Origin of the sequence: Paenibacillus sp. NPDC056722 (assembly GCF_042790635.1) — a bacterium.
GTDB classification, from domain to species: Bacteria; Bacillota; Bacilli; order Paenibacillales; family Paenibacillaceae; genus Paenibacillus_AQ; species Paenibacillus_AQ agri.
Genome location: NZ_JBHTYV010000001.1, coordinates 480543 through 504649, shown reverse-complemented (window position 1 = coordinate 504649; position 24107 = coordinate 480543). Strand labels below are relative to the sequence as shown.

The following is a 24107-nucleotide window of genomic DNA, read 5'->3' as shown; positions in this document are numbered from 1 at the left end:
GATGGGGGGGTGATTGAATTGGTTGATGTACTTTCACAAAACGAAATTGATGCTCTGCTTGCTGCACTGTCATCCGGTGAAATGGATGCCGATGAGCTTAAGAAAGAAGAAACACAGAAAAAGGTTCGCTCCTATGACTTCAAACGGGCTGTACGTTTTTCGAAAGATCATATCCGCAGTCTTACGCGGATTCATGAGAATTTCGCCCGCTATTTGACAACGTACTTTTCAGCCCAATTGCGCACGTTTGTGCAGATCAATGTCGTTCAGGTAGAGCAGCTCCCTTATGATGAGTTTATCCGCTCCATTCCAAAAATGACGATTTTGAATATCTTTGAAGCCGAACCGCTGGAAGGACGAATGGTTATGGAGGTGCACCCGAATATCGCCTTTGCCATGCTTGACAGGCTACTTGGTGGTTTCGGAACCGCGCCATCCAAAATTAATTCGTTAACCGAAATTGAAACAACGATTATGGAGCGTATTTTCAGCCGCTGTTTTGAGAGTTTACAGGAAGCCTGGAAGACGGTTCTGGATATTGAGCCGCGTATGGAAGCGCTGGAGACCAATCCACAGTTTATGCAAATCGTGTCACCAAATGAGACGATTGCCCTGATTTCCTTAAGCACCAAGATCGGGGACACAACTGGGATGATCAATTTATGCATTCCTCACGTCGTGCTGGAGCCAATTATGTCCCGACTTTCGGTGCACCAATGGTTCGTTTCAGAGAAGAAGACGAGAGATCCAGAAGAAATTGATGCAATAAAAGCAAGGGTACATAAGGCACAGCTGCCGATTGTGGCTGAGCTTGGTGAATCCAGGCTGTCCATAGCCGAGTTTCTCGGACTTAGTGTCGGTGATGTAATCTCACTGAACAGAAATGTGGATTCCGGACTGTCGATTAAGGTAGGAGACAAGCTGAAATTCATTGGAAGTCCCGGCATGATTAAGGATCGGGTAGCGGTTCAAATAGACGAGATTGTCCATGAAGGAGTTGAGGAACTTGACGAGTAAAGACTACTTATCCCAGGAAGAAATCGACGCTCTTCTGCGACAATCTGCGGAGGGCACGATGTCTGCAGAAGTAAAGACGGTAGATGACTTCTTGACACCGTTTGAACAGGATGCCTTGGGTGAAATAGGGAATATAACGTTTGGCAGTGCGGCGACCGCATTGTCCACATTGTTGGGCAAAAAAGTTGATATTACAACACCTCAAGTATCTATTATTACACGGGGGGAGTTTGAAGAGACGTTTCCTAAGCCGCATGTAGCGGTTCATGTGCAATATGTCGACGGGTTCCAAGGAATTAATTCACTCGTGATCAAAATCCGTGATGCACAAGTTATTGCTGATCTGATGCTTGGCGGTGAGGGTGAACCGAAGGAAGAAGAGCTGAATGAAATCCATATCAGTGCAGTTCAGGAAGCTATGAACCAGATGATGGGTTCTTCCGCAACGTCGATGTCGACCATCTTCAATCGGTTTGTTAATATCTCGCCACCCGGGATTGACATTCTTAACATGTCTAGCGGAGAAGGCGTAGGAAGTCTGCCTGATGATGAGACACTGATTCGCATTGCTTTCCGACTTAAAATCGGTGATTTGATCGATTCGACGATCATGCAGCTTCTGCCCGTGCGTTTTGCCAAAGACATGGTTACGATGCTGATTGGTGATGTAACGCCTACTGAGCAGGAGACAGCAGCTTCGACAACGGCATCTGCACCAGCACCTGCCCAACCGACTCAGGAAGCACCTCCGGTCCAGCAGGCGCCGCCACAGCAGCCTCAGGGAGGGGCTCAGCAGACCTATCCCCCGCAGGGGATGCCGCCGTATCCAGGAATGCCGGAAGGTGGCTACTATTATCCACCGGCTGGAATGCCTGCTTATGGCATGCCAGGCATGCCGCCATACGGGATGCCACCGCAAGGAGTGCCTTATGCGCAGACACCACCGCCGGCTAATCCGGCACAGAACCGCAATGTTAATGTCCAACCGGTGCAATTTGCCAATCTTAATGGGGGCGGCTTCGGCAACATTGACGAAAATAATTTAAATTTATTGATGGACATACCACTGAAAGTCACCGTAGAATTAGGAAGGACCCAGAAGCAGATTAAAGATATTTTGGAAATGTCGCAAGGCTCGATTATCGAGTTAGACAAGCTGGCCGGTGAGCCTGTAGACATCCTGGTTAACAACAAACTTATTGCCAAAGGGGAAGTCGTAGTTATCGACGAGAACTTCGGTGTTCGTGTTACGGATATCGTCAGCCAGTGGGACCGTATTCAAAAATTACAATAGCGTACTTAGGGAGGATTTTGTAAAAATGGCTAATCGAATTCTAATCGTGGACGATGCAGCATTTATGAGAATGATGATCCGGGATATCTTGACAAAGAACGGATTTGAAGTAGTGGGCGAAGCCCAGGACGGTTCTCAGGCGATCGAGAAATTTAAGGAACTGCGTCCTGATCTGATCACGATGGACATTACTATGCCTGAGATGGACGGAATCGCCGCCCTGAAAGAAATCAAAAAAGTGGATGCAAGCGCCAAGGTTATTATGTGTTCTGCCATGGGCCAGCAGGCTATGGTTATCGATGCAATCCAAGCGGGTGCTAAGGACTTTATCGTAAAGCCGTTCCAAGCAGACCGTGTTATTGAAGCGATAAACAAAACGCTGGGCGTGTAGGAACCAGATATGCCGAGCAACACAGAACCGCTTGGAACGGGTAATACCCTGCTGAACTTGTTTAACGTTATTTTAGTTCTTGCGGTGATCATTGTTCTTATTGTGCTGCTGATCCGCTTTCTTGGCCGCCGCAATCAGACTTGGATGAGTGGACGTTCCATGCGCACACTTGGTGCGGTGGGGCTTGGTCCGGGCAAGTCTATGCAAGTCATTGAAGTTGGCAGCAGCCTGTACCTGATCGGAGTCGGAGAGGACGTATCCATATTGGATAAGGTGACCGACCCGGATGAGGTAGCGTTGATTATATCGGCTTTTGAGGATCAAGCCTCGGGCCGTAACAACTTTCTCGTGCCGCTTATCTCTAAACTGAGAAATAGGCAGCGCGGGAAGGTTTCATCTCAGGAAATTGAACTTAGTGAAACATCATCCTTTTATGAGACACTTCAATCCAAGCTTCGCTCTGCGCCTGAGCGCAAAGAGAAGATGGAGGAGCTGCTTCGGGAAGATGCCGCCAAGAATGAGTCGAGGGGTTTATGAAAAAAAAGCTAATTCTCGCTTTTCTGCTGCTCAGTAGCCTTAGCATTCTTATGAATCATACGATGCACGCTGATCCTATCCCTAATATTAATGTGCAAATTGGGGGTAGTGATAGTTCCAGCGGGGGTACCAGTTCTATATCCATATTGCTTCTTATTACGGTTCTGAGTGTTGCCCCGGCATTTGTTATCCTGATGACTAGTTTTACCCGGATTGTCATTGTACTGGGCTTTGTCAGAACCTCGCTCGGTACACAATCGATGCCGCCGAACCAAGTGCTGGTGGGGCTTGCTCTTTTCCTGACGCTATTCGTGATGGCACCAACATTCTCGACCATTAACGAGACGGCGTTGCAGCCTTATATGAAAGGTACAATTACTCAGAGCGAGGCGCTGAACAAGGCAGCTGACCCAATGAAGGAATTCATGTTCAAGCAGACGAATTCCAAAGACCTGTTACTGTTTATGAAATATACAGGGTATACGGGGACAGACAAGCCGGCTACATACAGCGACATCCCATTAACGGTCATTGTACCTGCGTTTGCAATCGGTGAAATGAAAAAAGCATTTACTATGGGTTTTCTTATTTTCATACCATTCTTAATCATTGATATTGTAGTAGCCAGCACCCTGATGGCAATGGGGATGATGATGCTACCGCCAGTTATGATCTCGTTACCATTCAAAATTATGCTCTTTGTACTAGTAGACGGCTGGTACCTGGTCATAAAATCACTGCTATTGAGCTTTAACACCTGACGTTAATGAGGAGGCATAGGGATGAGTACGGAGTTTATTATCGGTCTAGCTGGCCAAGCCGTATATATCGTGCTGGAAACTAGCGCGCCCATGCTGATTCTAGGTCTGGCGGTTGGGCTAATTATCAGTATCTTTCAAGCTACGACACAGATTCAGGAGCAAACGCTAGCGTTTGTTCCCAAAATCGTCGCAGTAATGCTGGCCTTGCTGCTGTTCGGGCCTTGGATCATTACGAAATTGGTCGACTTTACAAGCCAGATTTTGGGCAATCTCCATATGTATATCGGTAAGTAACGGATATGGAGATCATGCTGCAAAGTTTTCCCGTCTTTCTGTTGTTTTTTTGTCGAATTTCAGCATTTTTTGTTGTCGTTCCTGTTTTTTCGTCCAATGGAGTGCCGATGACCTTCAAGATCGGTCTTTCCTTTTTTGTGACACTGGTAGTGTTTAGTGCGAGTGGAACCGGGTTGGTTGTCCCGCAGGATATTAGTTATATTCTATTGATTGCCAAAGAGATTTTAGTAGGACTCCTACTGGGTTTCATAGGCTATCTTATCTTTATGGCGATACAAACGGCGGGCTCCTTTATTGATATCCAAATCGGATTCGGGATTGCGAATGTCATTGATCCGATGACTGGAGCTTCCGCACCGATTTTTGGTAACTTCAAGTATATGATTGCGCTACTGATGTTCTTGAGTATGAACGGACATCATTATCTGCTGGATGCTATCGTGTACAGCTATAATTGGGTTCCTATTAATAATGAACTTTTCCTGAAAATGATAGACGGCAGCTTGTCGGAATTCCTTGTCCGTACATTTGCCCAATCGTTTATCCTTGCTTTTCAAATGTCTGCGCCCTTGGTGGCGGCATTGTTTCTGACGGATATAGGCCTTGCTTTTCTGGCGAGAACGGCTCCTCAATACAATGTATTTGTGATCGGGGTTCCGCTTAAAATCATTATTGGTCTGGCGCTTCTACTTCTGCTGATGCCAGGTCTGGCAGTTCTTTTCAGAAGCATGTTCGATATTTTGTTTGAATCTATGCACAACTTGCTGAAGCTGATGGGGAATAGTCCATAGGTGACCATAAGGAGAGAGAGTTATGCTGCAGCCTAGGCGCTATAAACTGGATCTTCAGCATTTCGGGGGAGAAAAAACTGAAAAAGCAACCCCTAAAAAACGACAGGAAGCGCGCAAAAAAGGCCAAGTAGCCAAAAGTGCGGAGCTGTCGGGTGCTGTCGTGCTGTTATCCGCAGTGCTAAGTTTATCCATGTTTGGCGGTTACATGAAGGAACGCTTCATGACTTTGTATATGGATATTTTTCAAAACAGGATGTTGCAGGAGATTACACCAGAGAATGTGATGAAAATGTTCAGCGGTTACGCAGTGCAAGTGCTTTTGCTACTGGCTCCGCTGTTTGGGGTTACTTTTTTTATGGCACTGGTCTCCAATATCATGCAGGTCGGCTTTATGGCATCCGGACAAGGGCTAGCCCCCAAGTTCAGCAAAATTAATCCGATCAAAGGATTTAAAAATATTTTTTCTATGCGCTCACTGGTGGAATTTCTGAAATCCATCCTCAAGCTGCTTCTGATTGCGTATTTAGTCTACAGTACGCTATGGGGGCAAAAAAGAAACATCATGTCACTGTCGCATATCGATACGGAAGGGATTTTCAAATTCGTAGCTAAGCTGACGATGGCGCTCGGACTCAAGATAGGCGCAGTGCTGATGGTTATGGCTTTTCTCGACTATATATATCAGAAATATGAGCATGAGAAGAGTCTCAAAATGTCCAAGCAGGATATTAAAGACGAGTATAAGAAAATGGAGGGTGACCCTCTAATTAAAGGCAAGATCAGGGAACGCCAACGCAGGATGGCTATGCAGCGGATGATGCAGGAAGTTCCTAAAGCGGATGTGATCATAACGAATCCGACGCACTTTGCAGTAGCACTGAAATATGACGGTTCCATGATGGAGGCGCCACAGATTATTGCCAAGGGCCAGGACTACGTGGCACTCCGAATCCGGGAGCTGGCTAAGGAGCATGGCGTTGTGACTATGGAAAACAAGCCGCTTGCACGGGCGCTGTTCCAGAGGGCTGAAATCGGGGATACCGTCCCTGCAGATTTGTTCCAGGCAGTTGCCGAAGTACTGGCGTATGTATACAAGCTTAAAGGTAAGAAGAGATAAGGCGGGGGAGGTTAAGGACATTGAAAGCTAGAGATCTATCTGTTTTGGTGGGCATCATCGGTATTGTGCTTATGATGATTCTGCCTATCCCGTCCTGGCTTCTGGACGTTTTACTGGTTGTAAATATTTCAATTGCGTTAACCATCATATTGGTGGCTATGAATACTAAGGAAGCTTTGCAGTTTTCAATCTTTCCTGCATTGCTTCTGATTACAACGTTGTTCCGTCTGGCGTTGAACATCTCGACAACCAAGCTGATTCTCTCTGAAGGTGATGCAGGTGCTGTTGTTGCTACCTTCGGTAGCTGGATTGCCGGCGGACAGATTGCTATCGGTTTTGTCGTGTTTCTGATTCTGGTGGTTGTTCAATTTATAGTTATTACCAAAGGCTCTGAACGCGTGGCCGAGGTAGGCGCGAGATTCACACTCGATGCAATGCCCGGAAAGCAAATGAGTATAGATGCCGACCTCAACGCCGGCATGATCAATGAACAGCAGGCCCGTGAGCGCCGTCAGAAGGTGGAACGTGAAGCAGACTTCTACGGAGCGATGGACGGGGCCAGTAAGTTTGTTAAAGGGGATGCTATTGCCAGCATTATTATCCTCCTTATTAACCTGATCGGCGGATTTATCATCGGGATGGTTGTACACGGTATGCCTTTTGGTGAAGCACTGTCAACCTATTCTGTACTGACTATTGGTGACGGGCTGGTCAGTCAGATTCCTGCTTTGCTCATTTCGACCGCTGCCGGCTTGATTGTTACCCGCGCTTCTTCGGAAGGCAATCTGGCAGAGGATTTGACAGGACAATTATTGTCTTATCCGAAGCTGCTCTATATTGTAGCTGTAACTGTAGCCTTCCTGGGTTTGTTTACTCCAATTCATCTCACAACAACGTTGCCGCTAGCTGGACTGATGGCCTTCGCTGCTTACCGGATGAGTCAAAATCTCAATAAAAAGCAGATCGCGGAAGAACAGCTTGTGGAAGAAAAGCAGATCGAAGAAGTGCGCAGTCCCGAAAGTGTTATCAACTTGCTTTCAGTCGATCCGATTGAGTTCGAATTTGGCTACGGCTTGATTCCTTTGGCTGATACGGGCCAGGGTGGTGACTTGCTCGACAGAATTATCATGATTCGACGGCAATGTGCGCTTGAGATGGGACTAGTGGTGCCTGTTATTCGCATTCGCGACAATATTCAACTAAAACCGAATGAATATGTCATCAAAATTAAAGGAAATAACGTTGGCGGTGGTGAATTATTACTTAATCACTATCTTGCCATGAGCCCAGGGTATGATGATGAGTCTATCAACGGGATTGAAACCGTGGAGCCTTCTTTCGGATTGCCGGCTCTGTGGATTGACGAATCCGTAAAAGAACGTGCTGAGTTGTCAGGTTATACCGTAGTTGACCCACCTTCTGTTGTAGCAACACATCTTACTGAACTGATTAAACGCCACGGGCATGAGTTGCTCGGACGTCAGGAAACCAAAATGCTGGTCGACAATTTGCGGGAGAACTACCCTGTGCTTGTGGATGAGCTCATTCCTTCAGTATTGGCCATCGGGGATGTGCAGAAGGTGCTGGGGAAATTGCTTCGTGAGAAGATCTCCATCCGGGATCTCGTAACCATCTTCGAGACGCTCGCAGACTATGGAACCTACACTAAGGATCCTGACATTCTTACCGAGTATGTGCGTCAGTCTTTATCGAGACAAATTACCCAACAGTTCTCCCAAACCGGGGAGACCTTACGGGTAATAACCGTAGGGCCGACACTGGAAAAGAAAATCTCTGAAAGTGTGCAGCAATCGGAGCAGGGCAGCTATCTAGCGTTGGATCCGGTGTCAACACAAACGGTCTATCAGCGACTGACCGAGCAGATCAATCGACTGCTTCAGTCGGGACAGCAACCGATTGTGCTGACCTCACCGAATATCCGCATGTATTTGCGGCAGGTGATTGAACGCACGATGCAGGATATTCCGGTGCTCTCTTACAGCGAGCTTGAACCGAACATTGAAATTCAAAGCGTTGGAGTGGTGAATCTATGAGAGTGAAGCGTTATGTGGTGGATACGATGCCTGATGCTATGTTGTCCATCCGCAATGAGCTAGGCAGCGACGCCGTCATTCTTAGTACCAAAGAGATCAAAGTAGGCGGGTTTATCGGACTCTTCCAAAAGAAAAAGATAGAAGTGGTTGCTGCCGTAGAGAAGGAGCAGAAGCCAGCTGCTCCGGCACCGCCGCCAGCGCCTTCTCTTAGCATACCGCGCAATGCCGTTCCGCAGGCGTATAAAAGAGCATCTGCCACGCCGCAGGCTGTTGAAGAGAAGCCCGCTCCAGCTCCTGCGGAGAACCGCACGTTTGCCGAGATTGCCGCAGCGCTCTCTGAGGCCATAGGTATTCAGGAGACATCGGTTGTGCCAGCGCCTCCCGTGCGCCAAGATCCAACTTCGACTTTGGAGGAGACGAGACAGACGTTGCTGAGTAAGGAGCCTGAGTTCCCGCTCCTAAATGTTGACTTCATGGAGGAAGCGAGAAGACCTCTTATAAATGAAGCATCAGCGCCTGATCCTGAGGTGTTGCGTGAAATACGCGAAATGAAGCAGTGGATGGAACGGATTGCTCGTCACTCCTCAGGCTCGCGTGAATTGCCGGATCGTCTGGAGATACTTAGGAGCCAACTGGTGGATCAGGAGATGGATACGGTGCTGGTTGAAGAATGGATTAGCACTATTTTTGACCGCTGGAATGATGAAGGACGCACCTGGAGACCTGAGCAGTTCGATCAGTGTCTGGCTGAACAGATCAGCAGCTTTCTCGAGGGCCGTGTAGCTCAGGGGATACGCCCGGATACACAGATCGTATACATTGCCGGACCTACTGGCGTTGGTAAAACGACGACAATCGCCAAGCTGGCCGCAGAGCAACTCTTCAAGTATGGCCGTAGAGTGGGCTTGATCACCTCGGATACATACCGGATATCGGCTGTAGATCAGCTACGAACCTATGCGTCTATTCTGAACATTCCACTGGAAGTGGTTCAGTCGCCGGGAGATCTGCAGCGGGCGATGTTCCGGCTCGAAAGCTGTGATCTCGTATTGATGGATACAGCGGGACGCAATTACCGCAATGAGATGCTTGTTGCTGAATTGCAGAGCCTGCTGGCCAAGGAGCTAAGGAGCGAGACTTATCTGGTTCTTAGCATGACCTCCAAGAGCCGGGATATGAAGAAGATTGCCGAGCATTTCGGCAGGTATCCGCTGGATAAAGTAATCTTTACGAAGCTGGATGAAACGGGAAGCTACGGTCCTCTTTTCAATGTACTGAATGATTTTCCGTTAACCTTGTCTTACTTGACCAATGGGCAGAACGTTCCGGATGATCTCTTACTTGCTTCTGAAAAAGAACTATCTGATATGCTCTTGGGAACAGGTGGGTATTAATGGATCAAGCGCAATCTTTAAGACATCTTGTGTCCAGCCAAGACACCAAACGTATAACCAAGGAAGGTTCCACTGCCCGGGTTATTACAGTCTGCAGCGGAAAAGGCGGCGTTGGTAAATCGAATTTCACACTGAATTTTGCGTTGGCCCTTCAGTCACTGGGGAAGAAAGTTCTTTTATTCGACGCTGACATCGGGATGGCGAACATAGATGTGTTAATGGGGGTCTCTCCCAGATATAACCTCTATCATTTGCTAACAAGAGAAGCCGATATTAACCGGGTCGTTCAACTCGGACCGCAAGATCTTCCTTTCATCGCAGGTGGCTCTGGCATGGACGAGCTGTTCTCGCTCTCTGAGGCTGATCTCAATTATTTTACAACCCAGATCGCCGAGATTGCCGACAGCATGGACTTTATTCTGTTTGATACAGGTGCTGGCTTGTCCAAGGAAACGATGAAATTTATTTCGTCTGCCGATGACTGTCTGGTGGTCACTACCCCAGAGCCAACGGCTATAACTGACGCCTACGCACTAATGAAAGTGGTACATAACTCTCATCCCGATATTTCTTTCAGACTTATTGTCAATCAAGCCGGGGACATACGGGAAGCAGCAGCAACTAGTGATAAAATTCGAATGGCGGCAAGCCGGTTTTTACAACTGAATCTTCCTTTCTTGGGTCATATCAGCAGTGATTCCCATGTGGTTCAGGCTGTGAAAAGACAAGTACCGTTCATTCTAGCCTATCCAAACAGCGCAGCAGCTAAAGACGTTCATCTTCTAGCCGTTCGTTATCTGGCAAGCGATGCTGCTATAGAAACCAAAGTTCAGGGGATTAAGGGGTTTATTCGCAAGTGGTTAATACGAAACAGGTAGTACATGTTCTGAACTCAGGAACAGAGGTGGAAATGATATGAAGCCATATAAAGTTTTGGTTGTTGATGATTCTGCATTTATGCGCAAGATCATTTCCGATTTGATTGAAAACGATGCTGACTTTCAGGTAACGGCAACGGCAGCCAATGGCCGTGAGGCGATTGAAAAAGTAAACGAGCTATGCCCCGACCTTGTGACCATGGATGTGGAAATGCCGGAAATGAACGGCCTGGAAGCGCTGAAAATAATCATGGCCGAGCGTCCGCTTCCCGTAATTATGCTGTCAGGCATCAACGAGGAAGGCATGAAGGAGACCATTCTGGCACTGGAGTGGGGGGCCTTCGACTTCATCCGTAAGCCATCGATTTCCAGCTCGCAAGATATCATCGCCGTGGGGGAATCGCTGCGTGAGCAGATGAAGGAAGCGATGCTGGCCCGTCATCAGAGACAAGTCAGAGAAACTGCTATTCAGGCCATCGAAGCTAACCCTGTTGAGCCTGTAGCGCCGCAGGAACAAACCGCTAAACCAAGTATACAAGCTGTAAGAAAGAATCTGGAGCTCCCAGCCAAAAACTCCGGGCTGCCGGCAAGCAAGCAAGCTGAAGCAGATAGACCGATTAAGCCGGCAGAGGTGACTCGCGCTGCTAAGCCTATCCAGAAAAAAGCTGCACAGGAGAGCAAAACCACGAAGAAGTCGGTTCTGCCACCGCCAGCTTCTGCAAAGCCTGCTTCTGAGAAGTTCAGGAGTCGCCTCAGAACAGAGCGTGAGTCTACGAATGTACTCCAGTTACAACAGGAGACCACTGCTGAACGGGCAGAGGTGACTGACGCTCCAAGCACGGTCCGGAGCTCCGGTTCTGCGAAGGGATTCAGCAAAATCGTCGCTGTAGGTTGTTCAACCGGAGGGCCGCGAGCCCTTAAGGCTTTGCTGGAGAACATTCCGGCCGATTTCCCAGCGCCGATCGTGATTGTGCAGCATATGCCGCCTAACTTCACGAAATCGCTGGCACAGCGATTGAATACCTTCAGTCCGCTGGAAGTGGCCGAGGCGGAGCCGGGCATGGTATTGCGGCAAGGGGCCGCCTATATCGCCCCGGGTGGCTATCACATGAAGGTTGTTCCAACCGCTGGCGGGCAATATACCCTTTCTCTTACGAAGGAAGAGGCACGCAACGGCCATAGGCCGTCTGTAGATACATTATTTGAATCCTTGCTTCCGCTTTCGTCGCTGGAACGTCATGCTGTGCTGATGACAGGAATGGGAAGCGATGGAGCACGAATGATGAAGGCTCTCTATGAATCCGGCGTTTGTTCAACCTTTGCCGAGAGTGAAGAGACTTGTGTTGTATATGGAATGCCGCGCTCTGCGGTTGAACTGCAGTGCGTTAGACATATCCTGCCGTTGCAGGAAATAGCTCCAAGACTGGTGCAAGCCGTTAAATAACGGAAAAGCGAACTCGAAGGGGAGGTGCTCGTTAGTGGACATGAATCAGTATTTATCCATGTTTATTGATGAGTCAAATGATCATCTGCAGTCATTGAACGAAAATATGATGGGGCTGGAAGCAAATCCTGAGGATCTTAGCATCGTACAGGTAATCTTCCGCTCTGCGCATACTTTAAAAGGTATGGCGGCTACTATGGGCTTTGAGGATTTGGCTTCACTCACTCACCAAATGGAGAACGTGCTTGATCTGGTTCGCAACAACAAATTGCGAATGCAGGATTTCATTTTTGACACCTTATTCAAAAGTCTGGATGCCCTGGAATCGATGGTTCAGGACATTACTGGGGGCGGAGAAGGCAAGGCAGATGTTTCTGCCATTGTAGCCGATCTTCAGGCCATTGTTCGCGGTGAAGTTCCTGCAGCAGGTGGTGCATCGACTGGGAGTGCTCCAGCAGCTTCCGGACAAGCCGAGACTCCAATACATCTGGACGAGTTCCAGTTCTCTGTCCTGGAGCAGTCTATTCAGGAAGGCCATAAGGTTATGTTCGTGGAGGTTGCAATTCGTGAGGATTGTCAGCTTAAAGCGGTACGCTCTTACATGGTATTTGATCTCTTGGAACGCTCCGGCGAGGTCGTTAAATCCTTCCCTTCCGTTCAAGATATTGAGCAGGAGAAATTTGATCACAGCTTTTCACTCTATTACATAACTCAAAAGGATGCTAGTGAAATTCAGGCCATGATCCTGAACCTGTCGGAAATTGACAAGGTGACGGCTATTGCGCTGGATCAAGAATCCTTACATCAGCTTGGTCAGGACACGGCTGCAGCCACTGCCGAAGTAGCTACCGCTGCTTCTGAGGTAGCTGTTGCTGTGGAAACTCCTGTTGCACCAGCTGCTACATCCACTCCAGCGCCAAGAGCGGCTGCTAAAGAGGAGGCCAAGTCCCCGGCTGCTGGCCGAACGGGCGGTACGCCGTCGCGGACCATCCGGGTGGACATTGAGCGTCTGGATGTCTTGATGAACCTGTTCAGTGAACTGCTTATTGACCGGGTCCGTCTGGAACAGCTTGCTTCCGAAATGCAAAGTGGTGATCTTACCGAAACGGTAGAGCATATGAGCCGGGTTAGCGCCGATTTGCAGAATATCGTAATGAAGCTGCGCATGGTGCCGGTGGATACGGTATTCAACCGGTTCCCGCGGATGATTCGTGACCTTGCCAAGTCTTTGGACAAGAAGGTTGATCTTGTAATTACCGGTGCTGAGACTGAGATGGACAGAACGGTCATCGATGAAATCGGCGATCCGCTCGTGCACTTGCTGCGCAATGCGGTTGACCATGGGATCGAATCTGTTGCCGACCGGATTGCTGCCGGCAAGCCGGAGACCGGAACTGTTAACCTGCGCGCATTCCATAGCGGTAACCATGTATTTATTGAAATTGAAGAAGATGGAAGAGGGATTGTCCCTGAGAACGTCCTGAAGTCTGCTGTTAAGAAAGGGATTCTTACCCAAGAAGAAGCGGCAAGCAAGACGGATGAAGAAGCTTATCAAATGTTGTTCGCCCCAGGCTTCAGTACGGCGGAAGTTATCTCCGACGTTTCTGGACGTGGCGTGGGATTGGACGTTGTTAAGGCCAAGATTACTGCGCTGGGCGGCAATGTTACCATTTACTCCACACCGGGTAAAGGAACTAACTTCTCGGTACAGCTTCCACTTACACTGTCGATCATTGCGGCAATGATGATTAAGCTGGGCTCGGAGAAGTATGCGATTCCGTTGTCCTCGATTGTAGAAACAGGCATCATCAAGCAAACTCAAATCCGTACCATTCATGGCAACAAAATGCTGGAGTTCCGAGGCAGCCATATTCCGCTAGTTTCCTTGAGCCGCATATTCTCCATACCTGATTATGATGAAAGTACTGAGGAAGAAACGGAAATCGTTGTGGTCCGTAAGGGAGAACGCCTCGTGGCTCTGGCGGTACAGGATTTTATCGGACAGAACGAGATTGTAATCAAGAATCTCGGCAAATATCTGCCTGAGATTCAAGGCATATCCGGCGCTACGATTCTTGGTGACGGACAGGTGGCACTCATTATTGATCCGAACGCTTTTATTAAATAACTAGGATAGAACAGGGAGGTTCATTCCATGGCTGAAGATATTAAAGTGATAGTGTTCAAATTAGGTCTCGAAGAATACGGCATTGAAGTGGATAAGGTGCAGACCATCGAGCGTATGATGCCGATCACACGTGTACCAAAGACGTATTCTTTTATCAAGGGAGTAATCAATTTGCGCGGGGTTGTGATCCCTGTGATTGATCTTCGTGGCCGCTTCGGCATTGCTGAGGCTGAGCACACCGACCAGACGAGAGTAATTATAGTAGCTGTGAACGAGATGGAAGTAGGCTTCATCGTAGATTCCGCCAATGATGTCATTGATCTTAACAGGGATTCCATTGATACACCTCCAGATGTTGTGGGTGGCATCAAAGCCAAGTACTTGGACGGGGTGGCCAAAATCGGGGAAGACCGTCTGCTGATCATGCTCAATTTGTCCGAGGTGCTCAACAAGAGCGAAATCGTACAATTGGAAGGCCTGGAGGGCTAACCAGTGGAGTTGTTCAAAAACTTCAAGGATTTCAAAATGGACGTGCTCAAGGAAGTCGGTAATATAGGAGCAGGTAACGCTGCCACCGCGTTATCTCAGCTGCTGGGCAAACCGATTGATATGGCCGTACCAAAGGTCCAGCTGCTCAACTTTGAGGAAATTACTGAGAAAGTGGGCGGCGCCGAAGAATTGGTGTATGCCGTTTTCCTGCGGGTTGAAGGTGATGCACCTGGCAATCTGTTCTTCATTCTTACACCGGAAGCTGCCGTCAATCTGCTCAGCCGTGTGGCCGGGATCGAGCTGTCTGGTGGGGAAGAATTGAGCGAAATGGAATTATCCGCATTGAATGAAATCGGCAACATTTTGGCTGGTTCTTATCTGTCCTCACTAGCCGATTTTACTTCGCTTACCATGTACCCAACGGTGCCGGCACTCGCAATGGACATGGCGGGTGCAATTCTGGGCTACGGCCTGTTACAGTTTGGGCAAATGGGCGATGATGCTTTGCTGATAGATACGACGTTTTTGGAAGGGCAAAATGAGATTGAAGGGCAATTCTTCCTCATCCCCGATCCGGAATCGTTCCCGAAAATCTTCAAATCACTAGGAGTTCCTTTCGACAATGATTGATGAACAGACCATCATAAAGGTAGGCATGGCAGATCTTAATGTCGGGAGCCAGGGTCTGATCCGTACAACTGGACTTGGCTCCTGCGTAGGATTGACCCTGTATGATCCGGGCAAAAAGCTGGCAGGAATGGCACATGTTATGCTGCCTTCCTCCGAAATTGCCAGGGAGGGGCAGCTCAATATCGCCAAGTTTGCCGATACAGCTGTGCCGGAACTGCTAAACCGTCTGCTGTCACTTGGGGCGGTCCGCAGCCGAATCGTCGCCAAGATGGCGGGAGGCTCTCAGATGTTTGCCTTTGCTGGAGGGAGTGACACCATGAGGATCGGGCCTCGTAATGTGGAATCCTGTAAGTTGGCACTTGAAGCTTTGAACATTCCCTTACTCGCTGAAGATACCGGCGGCAATTATGGCCGTACGATAGAGATCGCCTGTAGCACCGGAGTCTTGTACATCCGCAGTGTGCAAAAAGGCGCTAAGGAATTATAATGATGATTGGAAACATTTTGATAAATTTGCTGTCTGGCGTAGTAGGCTTTGTGGTTACCTTCCTTGTCACTTACGGGAATAACTTGCTAATGACCAGTCTGATTCGAGGATTATTTGGATTTATCACCTGGTTCTTGCTTGCATTTCTTCTTAGATGGGTATTGGGTGTTATGTTGAAACAAACGGAACCACAAGAACTCACGGACCCTGCTGCAGGGGATGGCGAAGAAGCGCTGGGTGCCAGACTGAATATCAGCACTCCGGATGAGGATGAGGAATTGAAGAATCTTTTGAAGCCAAAGCCGGCCGAAGGGAATGGAGATAACGGAGGATTTACACCGCTAAAGCCGCCCAAGCTGGTCACTATGAAAGATCCTGAAGAATTGGCCAAGGCCGTTCGTCACCTGAAAGAAGAATAAGGTAGTGCTGCAGGAACCGGTATTCGGCCAAGCTGTACGGTTCCTCACTCAGGGCACGCTGACTAAACTTTGGGAAGGGTGAAAGCTGTTGAACGAGCGTAAAGCTTCTCAATCGGAGATAGACGAGCTATGGACGCAGTGGAAAGAACACGGCGATCCTGAAGCGAAGAAAAAGCTGATTGAGAGTTATCTCCATATTGTAGATTACGTATCCAGCCGTTTGGCTGTAGGATTGCCCAAGAACGTATCCAAGGATGATTTAGCCAGCAATGGTGTTATGGGGCTGATTGATGCCATTGAAAAATTCGACTATAAGCGGGGGCTCCAGTTCCAGACCTATGCCTCCTGGCGGGTACGTGGGGCGATCCTTGATTCTTTGCGCCAGAGTGACTGGGTTCCCCGGTCGGTGAGGGAGAAAGCCAAAAAAATAGAAGATGCTTATCAACAGATGGAACAGAAATATTTACGGTCTGTTACCGACGAAGAAATGAGTCAATACCTGAATATTAGCGAACAAGAATTTCAAAATATGCTGCAGGATGTGGCCGTTATGTCACTCTGCTCACTGGAAGACCCCATTCGCGAAGAAGAATCGGAGACCCGGATGTCCATCCTTGTGGATGACAAGGCAAAGAACCCGGATCGCAAGGTAAACGAATTTTATTTGCGTGAGACCCTTACCAAAGGCATTGAGAAACTAACGGTGAAAGAACGGACCGTGGTGTCCCTTTTATATTATGAAGATTTGTCTTTAAGCGAAATTGCCGAGGTCATGTCACTATCCCCCTCGCGGATTTCGCAGCTCCATTCTAAAGCTATTTTGCGGCTGAGGGGAACGCTGGAGAAAAACCGTGATCTTCTCATGCAAAACGATTAACCGTACTGCGGTGACAAGGGGGAGTATAATTTGATCGGTCATTATGCTTTGAATCAGTACCTGAGTATTACATTCTCGGATGACAAAGGCATTGCTTACCTCCAGTTTTCCAAAAAAGACGAGAATTTTTCCTGTTCGATCGAAGAGCTGGAGGCTTTTCTGCACAGTCATAATATCAGATTTGGTATTCAACGGGATATTGTCCAGCGTCTTAGTACTCATCCCGAGGAGTATTTCTTCAATAGAGTACCTATTGCGATTGGAGACTCCGCCGAGAATGGTACCGATGGACGAGTTGTTCTTACCATTGATATGGAGGAGAACCGTGGGCCGGCTGAGAAGGCTGACGGGAAGGTCGACTATAAGGATTTGGTCCGGCTTCATAATGTCCGTAAAGGCCAACTGATCGCCAAGACCGTTCCTCCATTAGCCGGTAAACCAGGTAAGATGGTGACGGGTGAAGAACTACCATTTAAGGCTGGTCGGGAAGCCCAGTTTAAAGTCGGTAAAAATGTCCTGGTCAGCAATGAAGAGACCTCCATGTATGCTGCAATAGATGGTCTTGTGACGATTACGGATAAAGGCAAAATCAATGTTTTTCCGGTGTATGAAGTCAATGGTGACGTGGATTACAGTACCGGAAATATTGATTTTGTGGGTACCGTTGTTATCCGTGGTAATGTTCTCACCGGGTTCTCTGTTAAATCGGAGGGCGATATTCGGGTGGTTGGCGGAGTGGAAGGTGCGGAACTAATCGCCGGAGGTTCCATCGAGATTACAGGCGGCATTATCGGTTATCACAAAGGCCATGTCAGCGCCGGTAAAAATGTAAAGGTGTCCTTTATCCAAGACGGGAATGTAACTGCAGGCGAAGACGTTATTGTCTCGCAGAGCATTATGCACTCCGATATACGTGCAGGACACGACGTCGTGTGTAATGGCACAAAAGGTCTGATTGTCGGTGGAACTGTTCAGGCCGGCGAGCGGGTGATCGCACGGACAATCGGTAACACGATGTCTACGGCAACAGCTCTTGAAGTGGGGGTATTGCCAGAGCTGAGGAATGAGATTAATGAACTCCGTCAACAGCTCCGACAGCTGCTTGAGAATGATGACAAGACCACCAAAGCGCTTTATCTTTTGAATCAATTGGCGAATAGCGGTCAGCTGTCTCCCGACAAAATAGCACTTCGCGTCAAGCTTAATGCAACAAAGCAATCCCATCAGAGGGAAGAGACAATTATCAAGAGCAGAGTGCTTGAGATCGAGAGAATGCTAGAGGATACAGGTAGAGCCAGGATAGAAGTTGTTAAGACGATATACGGAGGATGCAAAATCGTAATTGGCAGATACACTAGATATGTAAAAGACCCGACAGAGCGGGTCGTTTTCGCATACAGCGAAGGTGATATTTCAATCACGCCGTACATCTAAACTCAGGCGGGCAGCATCGGCGGCCGGCCATTTACAAATTCCTATTTTGTGAAAAGAGGGTCGACATGAGTCTGAAACCGGTGGAGTTGCAAATCGCTGTGCCTCGGACAACAGAGGCGGGAAGAATTCAGAACGAGCTTCAGCATCGTCCTGCAGCAGACCAGCAGCAGCTAGCTGCACAGAATGTTAAGCAAAGCCAGGAAATGACTCAGCGTACTGGGGAGGTCGATGATCCTTCAGAGCCCGCCTTGCGTGATGATGGTGGACGGGGCAACAATCCAGGAGGACATTCCTCGCAGGAAAAAGGTCACAAGTCTGATGGAAGCCGTGATGCCGAGCATCCGTACAAAGGGCGTCGCATTGATTTGAGCTTATAAGAAACTAATATTATTTTAAGCAAAAGGGGATTTGGCACTTGCAACCATGGGGGTATATTGTGCTGGTGGGCGCTGTCACAATCGTGTACGCCCTGATTATGCCGGCGCGGGCCCGGGAGGGCAAGAAAACAGAACAGCAAAGCCTTAAGGAGACTGAGGCGGCGCTTGAGCTCTATATGGCGGATATGGAGCGCGAGAATGAAGAGCTGGTTCAATTAGTGAGCAGCATCAAGCAGCAGTCCCAGAGTAATCAGGCGACACTAACTGAGCAGATCAAGGATCTGCAAGGGGCTTTGAGCGAACAGCAGGAGCATTCCAAGCAGCTCGAAGCCAGAATGAACGAAGAAGCGGAAACCTTACGTCAATTGGCGACCTCACTAGAAAATCAAACAGTTATTCAAACAACTGTTGCAAATAACGTAGAGCATGTGGTGGCACCGCCTGAGATAAAGCCGAAGCCAGTGAGTTCCATTAAACTGCGTTACCCGCGTTTATTTGAACTGCATGAGGAAGGCAAGTCCATAGACTCCATAGCCAAGACTGCTGGGCTTCAGCGGGGAGAGGTGCAACTGATTCTCCAGCTTGCCAAACAGGAGGAATCGATAGGATGAAGAATCGTTCCTTTCTGCTTGGACTTGGCTCTGGCCTAGTTGCCGGGGCTCTGCTGCTTCAAGTTATGATCTCGGGCAATGCAGCGCCGCTCACGAAAGAGCAGGTGCTCAAGGGGGCGGCGCAGCTGAACTTGAAAGTCTCTGATGAATCAGGCAAGCTACTTACGCCTGGGGAGTCTGCGTTGGAAGTTCAGCCCGGCAGCACGGAAGGTCCATTGGGCGAGGAAGGAGACACCCGTGAACCGGTTAGTACGGAGGTACCGGCTGTCATGGAGGCTTCTCCGCCGCCATCGGCACCGGTTACAGCAGTCGTTCCTTCGCCTGCTGCCACGCCGAAAGCTACCGAGCCTTCTACGCCTGCAGTCCCCTCTTCGCCAGTAGAAGAGATTGCTCAGCAACCGAAGGATACAGGAACTCCAGACGTTCCAGAACAGCCTGAGACACCAAAGGCACCTAAACCAGAAGTGGTGACTGTGCGGATTCCAAGCGGTATCACTTTGACAAGAACAGCAGATTTGCTGGCTCAGTCGGGTGCGGTCAAAGATAAAGAGGCTTTTCTGAAGTCGGCTAAAGAACGCAAGATCAACACGAAGATTCAGTATGGTACCTACAGCTTTGAAAAAGGTGAGAGCATTGACTCCATTATTGAAAAGCTGATTACGCTGAAAAAGTAGAGTCGATAGAGCTTGGATGCAGCTATAGCATTATTTTGTAGAAAGATGGAAATCCTGTTCTGGCAGTCATTAAGCTGCCTGAAATACGGGATTATCCATCTTTTTTGCTAAAATTACAAGTTGGACGTTGCAACCAATATTAAATTATGGTATATTAATTGACGGTGTTAAAACACACGCCGGTTGATTTCAGGCAAGCGGTGCTTTCTTTCGAAGAAAGTCTTGCCGAAAAATGACACATGGCGGAGGAGACACACAATAAACCAAAATTAGGAGGTGTGTGAAGATGGCAGTAATCTCCATGAAGCAGCTTCTCGAAGCTGGGGTACACTTCGGTCACCAGACTCGTCGTTGGAACCCAAAAATGGATCGTTATATCTTCACTGAAAGAAACGGAATTTACATTATTGACCTGCAAAAAACGGTTAAAAAGGTAGAGGAAGCTTACAACTTTGTTAAGAGCGTCGCTGGCGACAACGGCACTATCCTTTTCGTAGGAACAAAGAAACAAGCTCAAGATTCCGTAAAAGAAGAAGCTGAACGTTCGGGTATGTTCTACATTAACCAACGTTGGCTGGGTGGTACCCTGACTAACTTCCAAACTATTCAAAAGCGTGTTGATCGCCTGAAGAAATTGGAAGCTTGGGAAGAAGACGGTACCTTCGCAGTTCTGCCTAAGAAAGAAGTTATCCTTCTTCGCAAGGAGAAAGATCGTCTTGAGAAATTCCTGGGCGGAATCAAGAACATGAAAGGTCTGCCAAGCGCGTTGTTCATCATTGATCCGCGTAAAGAGCGCATCGCTGTTGCGGAAGCTCGCAAATTGGGTATTCCTATCGTTGCTATCGTTGATACCAACTGTGATCCAGACGAAATCGACTACGTAATTCCAGGTAACGACGACGCGATCCGCGCTGTAAAACTGTTGACTGGTAAAATGGCTGACGCTGTTGTCGAAGCTCACCAAGGCGAAGACACAACTACAGCTTAAGTAGTGGTTACAACATAAACAAGAACTTAAATGAAAAGGGTGGTTGGCAGGTGGATAACCTCTCACTGCCCTTTTTTTAGGATATTAGCAAGAAAACGACAACATATCTGGAGGGAATAATCAATGGCAGTAGATGCAAAGGCAGTAAAAGAGCTTCGTGAAAGAACAGGCGCAGGTATGCTGGATTGCAAAAAGGCGCTTGAAGAAGCAAACAACGACATCACGAAAGCTGCTGAATTGCTTCGTGAAAAAGGTTTGTCCGCAGCAGCTAACAAAGCTGGACGCGTTGCAACAGAAGGCGTTGTAGAATCTTACATCCACGCTGGCGGCCGTATTGGCGTACTCGTAGAAATCAACTGTGAAACTGACTTCGTTGGTAAAACAGATTCCTTCAAAGAGTTCGCACGCGATATCGCTATGCAAATCGCAGCAGCTAACCCGCTTTATGTACGTCGCGAAGAAGTTCCACAAGCAGACGTTGAGAAAGAAAAAGAAATCTTGAAGGCTCAAGCCCTGAACGAAGGCAAGCCTGAGAAGATCGTTGAAAAAATGGTTGAAGGCCGCATCAGCAAGTTCTATGAAGAGTACTGCCTGCTTGAGCAATCCTTCGTTAAAGACCCTGACAAAACTATTTCCCAATTGTTGAATGAAAAAATCAGCACCATTGGTGAAAACATCTCCATCCGTCGTTTTGTACGTTATGAGTTGGGTGAAGGTCTGGAAAAGAAAGTTGATAACTTCGTTGAAGAAGTTATGGCACAAGTTAAACAATAATCTAGTCCCCCGGGTAACCGGGAGAATTGAATAAAGGCAAGCATCAAAAGAGCGGAACACGTACACTTAGTGTTCCGTCTTTTGTAAGAAAGTGAGGGTATACAATTGGAACAGCCGGTATTTAAGAGAGTAGTCCTTAAAGTTAGCGGTGAATCATTAGCGGGACAAAACGGATATGGTATTGATGCCGACACGATTATCTCCATCGCGGAACAAGTTAAAGAAGTTGTAGAACTTGGAGTACAGGTAGCCATCGTCTGCGGAGGCGGCAACATCTGGCGCGGAATCGCTGGTAGCGCAAGCGGCATTGATCGGGCAACTGCCGATTATATGGGGATGCTAGCTACAGTGATGAATTCTCTTGCCCTGCAGGACGCACTGGAGCAAATCGATGTGCCGACACGTGTACAGACTTCGATTTCAATGCAACAGATTGCTGAGCCGTACATTCGTCGCCGGGCGATCCGTCATTTGGAGAAGGGCCGCGTTGTGATTTTTGCAGCAGGTACAGGAAATCCGTTCTTCTCTACAGATACCACTGCAGCTCTACGGGCAGCCGAGATTGAAGCAGAGGTTATTCTGATGGCGAAGAACAAAGTGGACGGTGTATACTCTGCCGATCCTTTCAAAGACAGTACAGCTGAGAAGTACGAACAGCTTACCTACATGGATGTACTGAATAAGAATCTTGGCGTGATGGATTCCACCGCTTCATCTCTCTGCATGGATAATAATATACCGCTCATCGTGTTTGCCATTACAGAACAAGGTAATATCAAACGAGTCGTTCTTGGTGAGAAGATCGGGACGATTGTTAAGGGGAGTGTAGATTAATGCCACAAACGATTAAGAAAAATGCTGAAGAGCGTATGGAAAAAGCGATTTTGTCGCTGAAGCGTGATTTGGCAACATTGCGTGCGGGCCGTGCTTCTACAGCGCTTTTGGACCGTATCCAGGTAGAATACTATGGTGCACCTACACCTGTGAATCAGTTGGCGAACATCAGTACACCGGACTCCCGGACACTGTTGATTCAGCCGTGGGACAAATCTTCGTTGTCTGACATCGAGCGTGCGATCATGAAATCGGATCTTGGCTTGACGCCGGCTAATGACGGCACCATCATTCGTCTGTCCATCCCTCCACTAACTGAGGAGCGCCGTGCTGAACTGGTGAAGTTCACCAAGCGGTTCGGTGAGGATGCAAAAGTGGCGATCCGCAACATCCGCCGCGATGCTAACGACGATATCAAGAAGCTGGAGAAAAACGGAATCTCTGAAGACGAATCCCATGGACATCAGGAAGATATCCAAAAGGCTACTGACAGGTTCATAGCCGAGGTTGATAAAGTGCTCTTGTCCAAGGAAAAAGAGATTATGGAAGTTTAAAGATAATCAAGAGATTAAGGCCCCTCCGTCATTGGTGGGGTTTGTCTCTTTCTGATAAGAGCTTGGAGGAAACGGAAATGATCAAACGGGTTCAAGCGTGGTTGGGCCGTAAAGACAGGCAGCAGTCAGTCGAGATTTCACCGGATAACATCCCCCTGCATGTAGCGGTAATTATGGACGGTAATGGACGCTGGGCTAAACGGCGCGGCTTGCCGCGAATTGTCGGCCACCAGAATGGGATGAAAGCCGTCAAACGAGCAACCATTGCCGCAGATGAACTGGGTATCAAATACTTAACGATGTACGCATTTTCAACCGAAAACTGGAAGCGTCCTAAGGATGAGGTTGAGTTCCTAATGCGACTGCCAGAAGAGTTTCTGGCGATTGAACTTGATGAATTGATCGAAAAAAACGTGCAGGTACGTGTCATGGGCGACGCCGAAGCACTACCTTCATATACCCGCAAGGCGATGGAAGAAGCAGTTGCCAGAACCCAAAACAATACCGGACTTATTTTGAATTTTGCCCTGAATTATGGGGGGAGAAAAGAAATTACAGATTGCATGCGCAGTTTGGGCAAGGATATAGAGGCAGGGGTATTGAAACCGGAAGACATTACGTCTGAAGTGATCGATAGCAGACTTTTATCCGGCGGATTGCCAGACCCCGATCTGCTGATCCGTACTAGCGGTGAAATGAGAATTAGCAATTTTATGTTGTGGCAGCTTGCCTACAGTGAACTGTGGTTTACGGATGCATACTGGCCTGAATTTAACAAAGAACATTTGCTGCAGGCCGTTGCCGAATATCAGCGGCGTACACGCCGCTACGGTGGACTGAAGTAGCCTGATTGGAGATG

At 48.2% G+C, this 24107-nt stretch carries 27 protein-coding genes; all 27 read left to right on the top strand.

The genetic code is table 11. The features are described 5' to 3' along the window. Positions 1-18: 18 nt before the first annotated feature. The 27 genes from fliM (at position 19) to ACFRAM_RS02270 (ending at position 24093) form a co-directional block, all read left to right on the top strand. Positions 19-1017 (top strand): flagellar motor switch protein FliM, encoded by a 999-nt coding sequence (gene fliM / locus ACFRAM_RS02400; protein WP_379464372.1) that lies wholly within the window; start codon positions 19-21, stop codon positions 1015-1017. Continuing rightward, complete coding sequence (gene fliY / locus ACFRAM_RS02395; RefSeq protein WP_379464371.1) at positions 1007-2311, top strand: flagellar motor switch phosphatase FliY; 1305 nt, start codon at positions 1007-1009, stop codon at positions 2309-2311. The genes fliM and fliY overlap by 11 nt, the downstream gene beginning before the upstream one ends. A 25-nt stretch (positions 2312-2336) precedes the next feature. Further along, a complete protein-coding gene (locus ACFRAM_RS02390) occupies positions 2337-2702 on the top strand; it encodes a response regulator (protein ID WP_066362129.1) in 366 nt (121 codons plus the stop codon). A gap of 9 nt (positions 2703-2711) precedes the next feature. Next, on the top strand, positions 2712-3239 hold the full coding sequence (locus tag ACFRAM_RS02385) for a flagellar biosynthetic protein FliO (RefSeq protein WP_379464370.1): 528 nt from the start codon (positions 2712-2714) through the stop codon (positions 3237-3239). After that, the gene (gene fliP / locus ACFRAM_RS02380; RefSeq protein ID WP_379464369.1) at positions 3236-4000 is read left to right on the top strand and encodes a flagellar type III secretion system pore protein FliP; all 765 of its coding nucleotides are present in this window, start codon (positions 3236-3238) and stop codon (positions 3998-4000) included. The genes ACFRAM_RS02385 and fliP overlap by 4 nt, the downstream gene beginning before the upstream one ends. A 21-nt stretch (positions 4001-4021) precedes the next feature. Continuing rightward, positions 4022-4294: a flagellar biosynthesis protein FliQ gene (gene fliQ / locus ACFRAM_RS02375; protein WP_175371934.1), complete on the top strand. Its 273-nt coding sequence runs from the start codon at positions 4022-4024 to the stop codon at positions 4292-4294. Between the two features lie 5 nt (positions 4295-4299). Further along, positions 4300-5085, top strand: coding sequence for a flagellar biosynthetic protein FliR (gene fliR / locus ACFRAM_RS02370; RefSeq protein WP_379464368.1), 786 nt, complete (start codon positions 4300-4302; stop codon positions 5083-5085). A 22-nt stretch (positions 5086-5107) separates the two neighbouring features. Continuing rightward, positions 5108-6202 (top strand): flagellar biosynthesis protein FlhB, encoded by a 1095-nt coding sequence (gene flhB / locus ACFRAM_RS02365; protein WP_379464367.1) that lies wholly within the window; start codon positions 5108-5110, stop codon positions 6200-6202. Between the two features lie 20 nt (positions 6203-6222). Beyond that, the gene (gene flhA / locus ACFRAM_RS02360) at positions 6223-8256 is read left to right on the top strand and encodes a flagellar biosynthesis protein FlhA (RefSeq protein WP_379464366.1); all 2034 of its coding nucleotides are present in this window, start codon (positions 6223-6225) and stop codon (positions 8254-8256) included. Next, positions 8253-9650 (top strand): flagellar biosynthesis GTPase FlhF, encoded by a 1398-nt coding sequence (gene flhF, locus ACFRAM_RS02355; RefSeq protein WP_379464365.1) that lies wholly within the window; start codon positions 8253-8255, stop codon positions 9648-9650. The genes flhA and flhF overlap by 4 nt, the downstream gene beginning before the upstream one ends. Beyond that, entirely contained in the window at positions 9650-10528 is an 879-nt protein-coding gene (locus ACFRAM_RS02350; RefSeq protein ID WP_379464364.1) for a MinD/ParA family protein, read from the top strand. Before flhF ends, ACFRAM_RS02350 begins: the two co-directional genes overlap by 1 nt. A gap of 37 nt (positions 10529-10565) precedes the next feature. Continuing rightward, entirely contained in the window at positions 10566-11972 is a 1407-nt protein-coding gene (locus ACFRAM_RS02345) for a protein-glutamate methylesterase/protein-glutamine glutaminase (protein ID WP_379464363.1), read from the top strand. A gap of 34 nt (positions 11973-12006) precedes the next feature. After that, positions 12007-14100 (top strand): chemotaxis protein CheW, encoded by a 2094-nt coding sequence (locus tag ACFRAM_RS02340; protein WP_379464362.1) that lies wholly within the window; start codon positions 12007-12009, stop codon positions 14098-14100. A 27-nt stretch (positions 14101-14127) separates the two neighbouring features. After that, entirely contained in the window at positions 14128-14589 is a 462-nt protein-coding gene (locus ACFRAM_RS02335) for a chemotaxis protein CheW (RefSeq protein WP_379464361.1), read from the top strand. Between the two features lie 36 nt (positions 14590-14625). Next, positions 14626-15219, top strand: coding sequence for a chemotaxis protein CheC (locus ACFRAM_RS02330; protein WP_217622385.1), 594 nt, complete (start codon positions 14626-14628; stop codon positions 15217-15219). After that, a complete protein-coding gene (locus ACFRAM_RS02325) occupies positions 15212-15706 on the top strand; it encodes a chemotaxis protein CheD (protein ID WP_379464360.1) in 495 nt (164 codons plus the stop codon). The genes ACFRAM_RS02330 and ACFRAM_RS02325 overlap by 8 nt, the downstream gene beginning before the upstream one ends. Further along, entirely contained in the window at positions 15706-16125 is a 420-nt protein-coding gene (locus ACFRAM_RS02320) for a hypothetical protein (protein ID WP_379464359.1), read from the top strand. Before ACFRAM_RS02325 ends, ACFRAM_RS02320 begins: the two co-directional genes overlap by 1 nt. Before the next feature lie 88 nt (positions 16126-16213). After that, a complete protein-coding gene (locus ACFRAM_RS02315) occupies positions 16214-17002 on the top strand; it encodes a FliA/WhiG family RNA polymerase sigma factor (RefSeq protein WP_175371923.1) in 789 nt (262 codons plus the stop codon). Positions 17003-17032: 30 nt separating this feature from the next. Continuing rightward, on the top strand, positions 17033-18436 hold the full coding sequence (locus tag ACFRAM_RS02310) for a flagellar assembly protein A (RefSeq protein ID WP_379464358.1): 1404 nt from the start codon (positions 17033-17035) through the stop codon (positions 18434-18436). Positions 18437-18501: 65 nt separating this feature from the next. After that, positions 18502-18813, top strand: a complete 312-nt coding sequence (locus tag ACFRAM_RS02305; protein WP_175371921.1) for a hypothetical protein — start codon at positions 18502-18504, stop codon at positions 18811-18813. 38 nt (positions 18814-18851) lie between these two features. Next, a complete protein-coding gene (locus tag ACFRAM_RS02300; RefSeq protein ID WP_379464357.1) occupies positions 18852-19424 on the top strand; it encodes a syntaxin family protein in 573 nt (190 codons plus the stop codon). After that, complete coding sequence (locus tag ACFRAM_RS02295) at positions 19421-20098, top strand: hypothetical protein (protein ID WP_379464356.1); 678 nt, start codon at positions 19421-19423, stop codon at positions 20096-20098. The genes ACFRAM_RS02300 and ACFRAM_RS02295 overlap by 4 nt, the downstream gene beginning before the upstream one ends. 286 nt (positions 20099-20384) lie before the next feature. Further along, positions 20385-21086 carry a 30S ribosomal protein S2 gene (gene rpsB, locus ACFRAM_RS02290; protein ID WP_066362087.1) on the top strand — a complete coding sequence of 234 codons (702 nt, stop codon included), beginning with the start codon at positions 20385-20387 and terminating at the stop codon, positions 21084-21086. A gap of 123 nt (positions 21087-21209) precedes the next feature. Next, the gene (tsf, locus tag ACFRAM_RS02285; protein WP_175371918.1) at positions 21210-21860 is read left to right on the top strand and encodes a translation elongation factor Ts; all 651 of its coding nucleotides are present in this window, start codon (positions 21210-21212) and stop codon (positions 21858-21860) included. Between the two features lie 105 nt (positions 21861-21965). Further along, complete coding sequence (gene pyrH, locus ACFRAM_RS02280; protein WP_066362084.1) at positions 21966-22694, top strand: UMP kinase; 729 nt, start codon at positions 21966-21968, stop codon at positions 22692-22694. Beyond that, the gene (gene frr, locus ACFRAM_RS02275; RefSeq protein ID WP_379464355.1) at positions 22694-23248 is read left to right on the top strand and encodes a ribosome recycling factor; all 555 of its coding nucleotides are present in this window, start codon (positions 22694-22696) and stop codon (positions 23246-23248) included. The genes pyrH and frr overlap by 1 nt, the downstream gene beginning before the upstream one ends. 77 nt (positions 23249-23325) lie before the next feature. After that, the gene (locus ACFRAM_RS02270; protein WP_379464354.1) at positions 23326-24093 is read left to right on the top strand and encodes an undecaprenyl pyrophosphate synthase; all 768 of its coding nucleotides are present in this window, start codon (positions 23326-23328) and stop codon (positions 24091-24093) included. Positions 24094-24107: the final 14 nt, after the last annotated feature.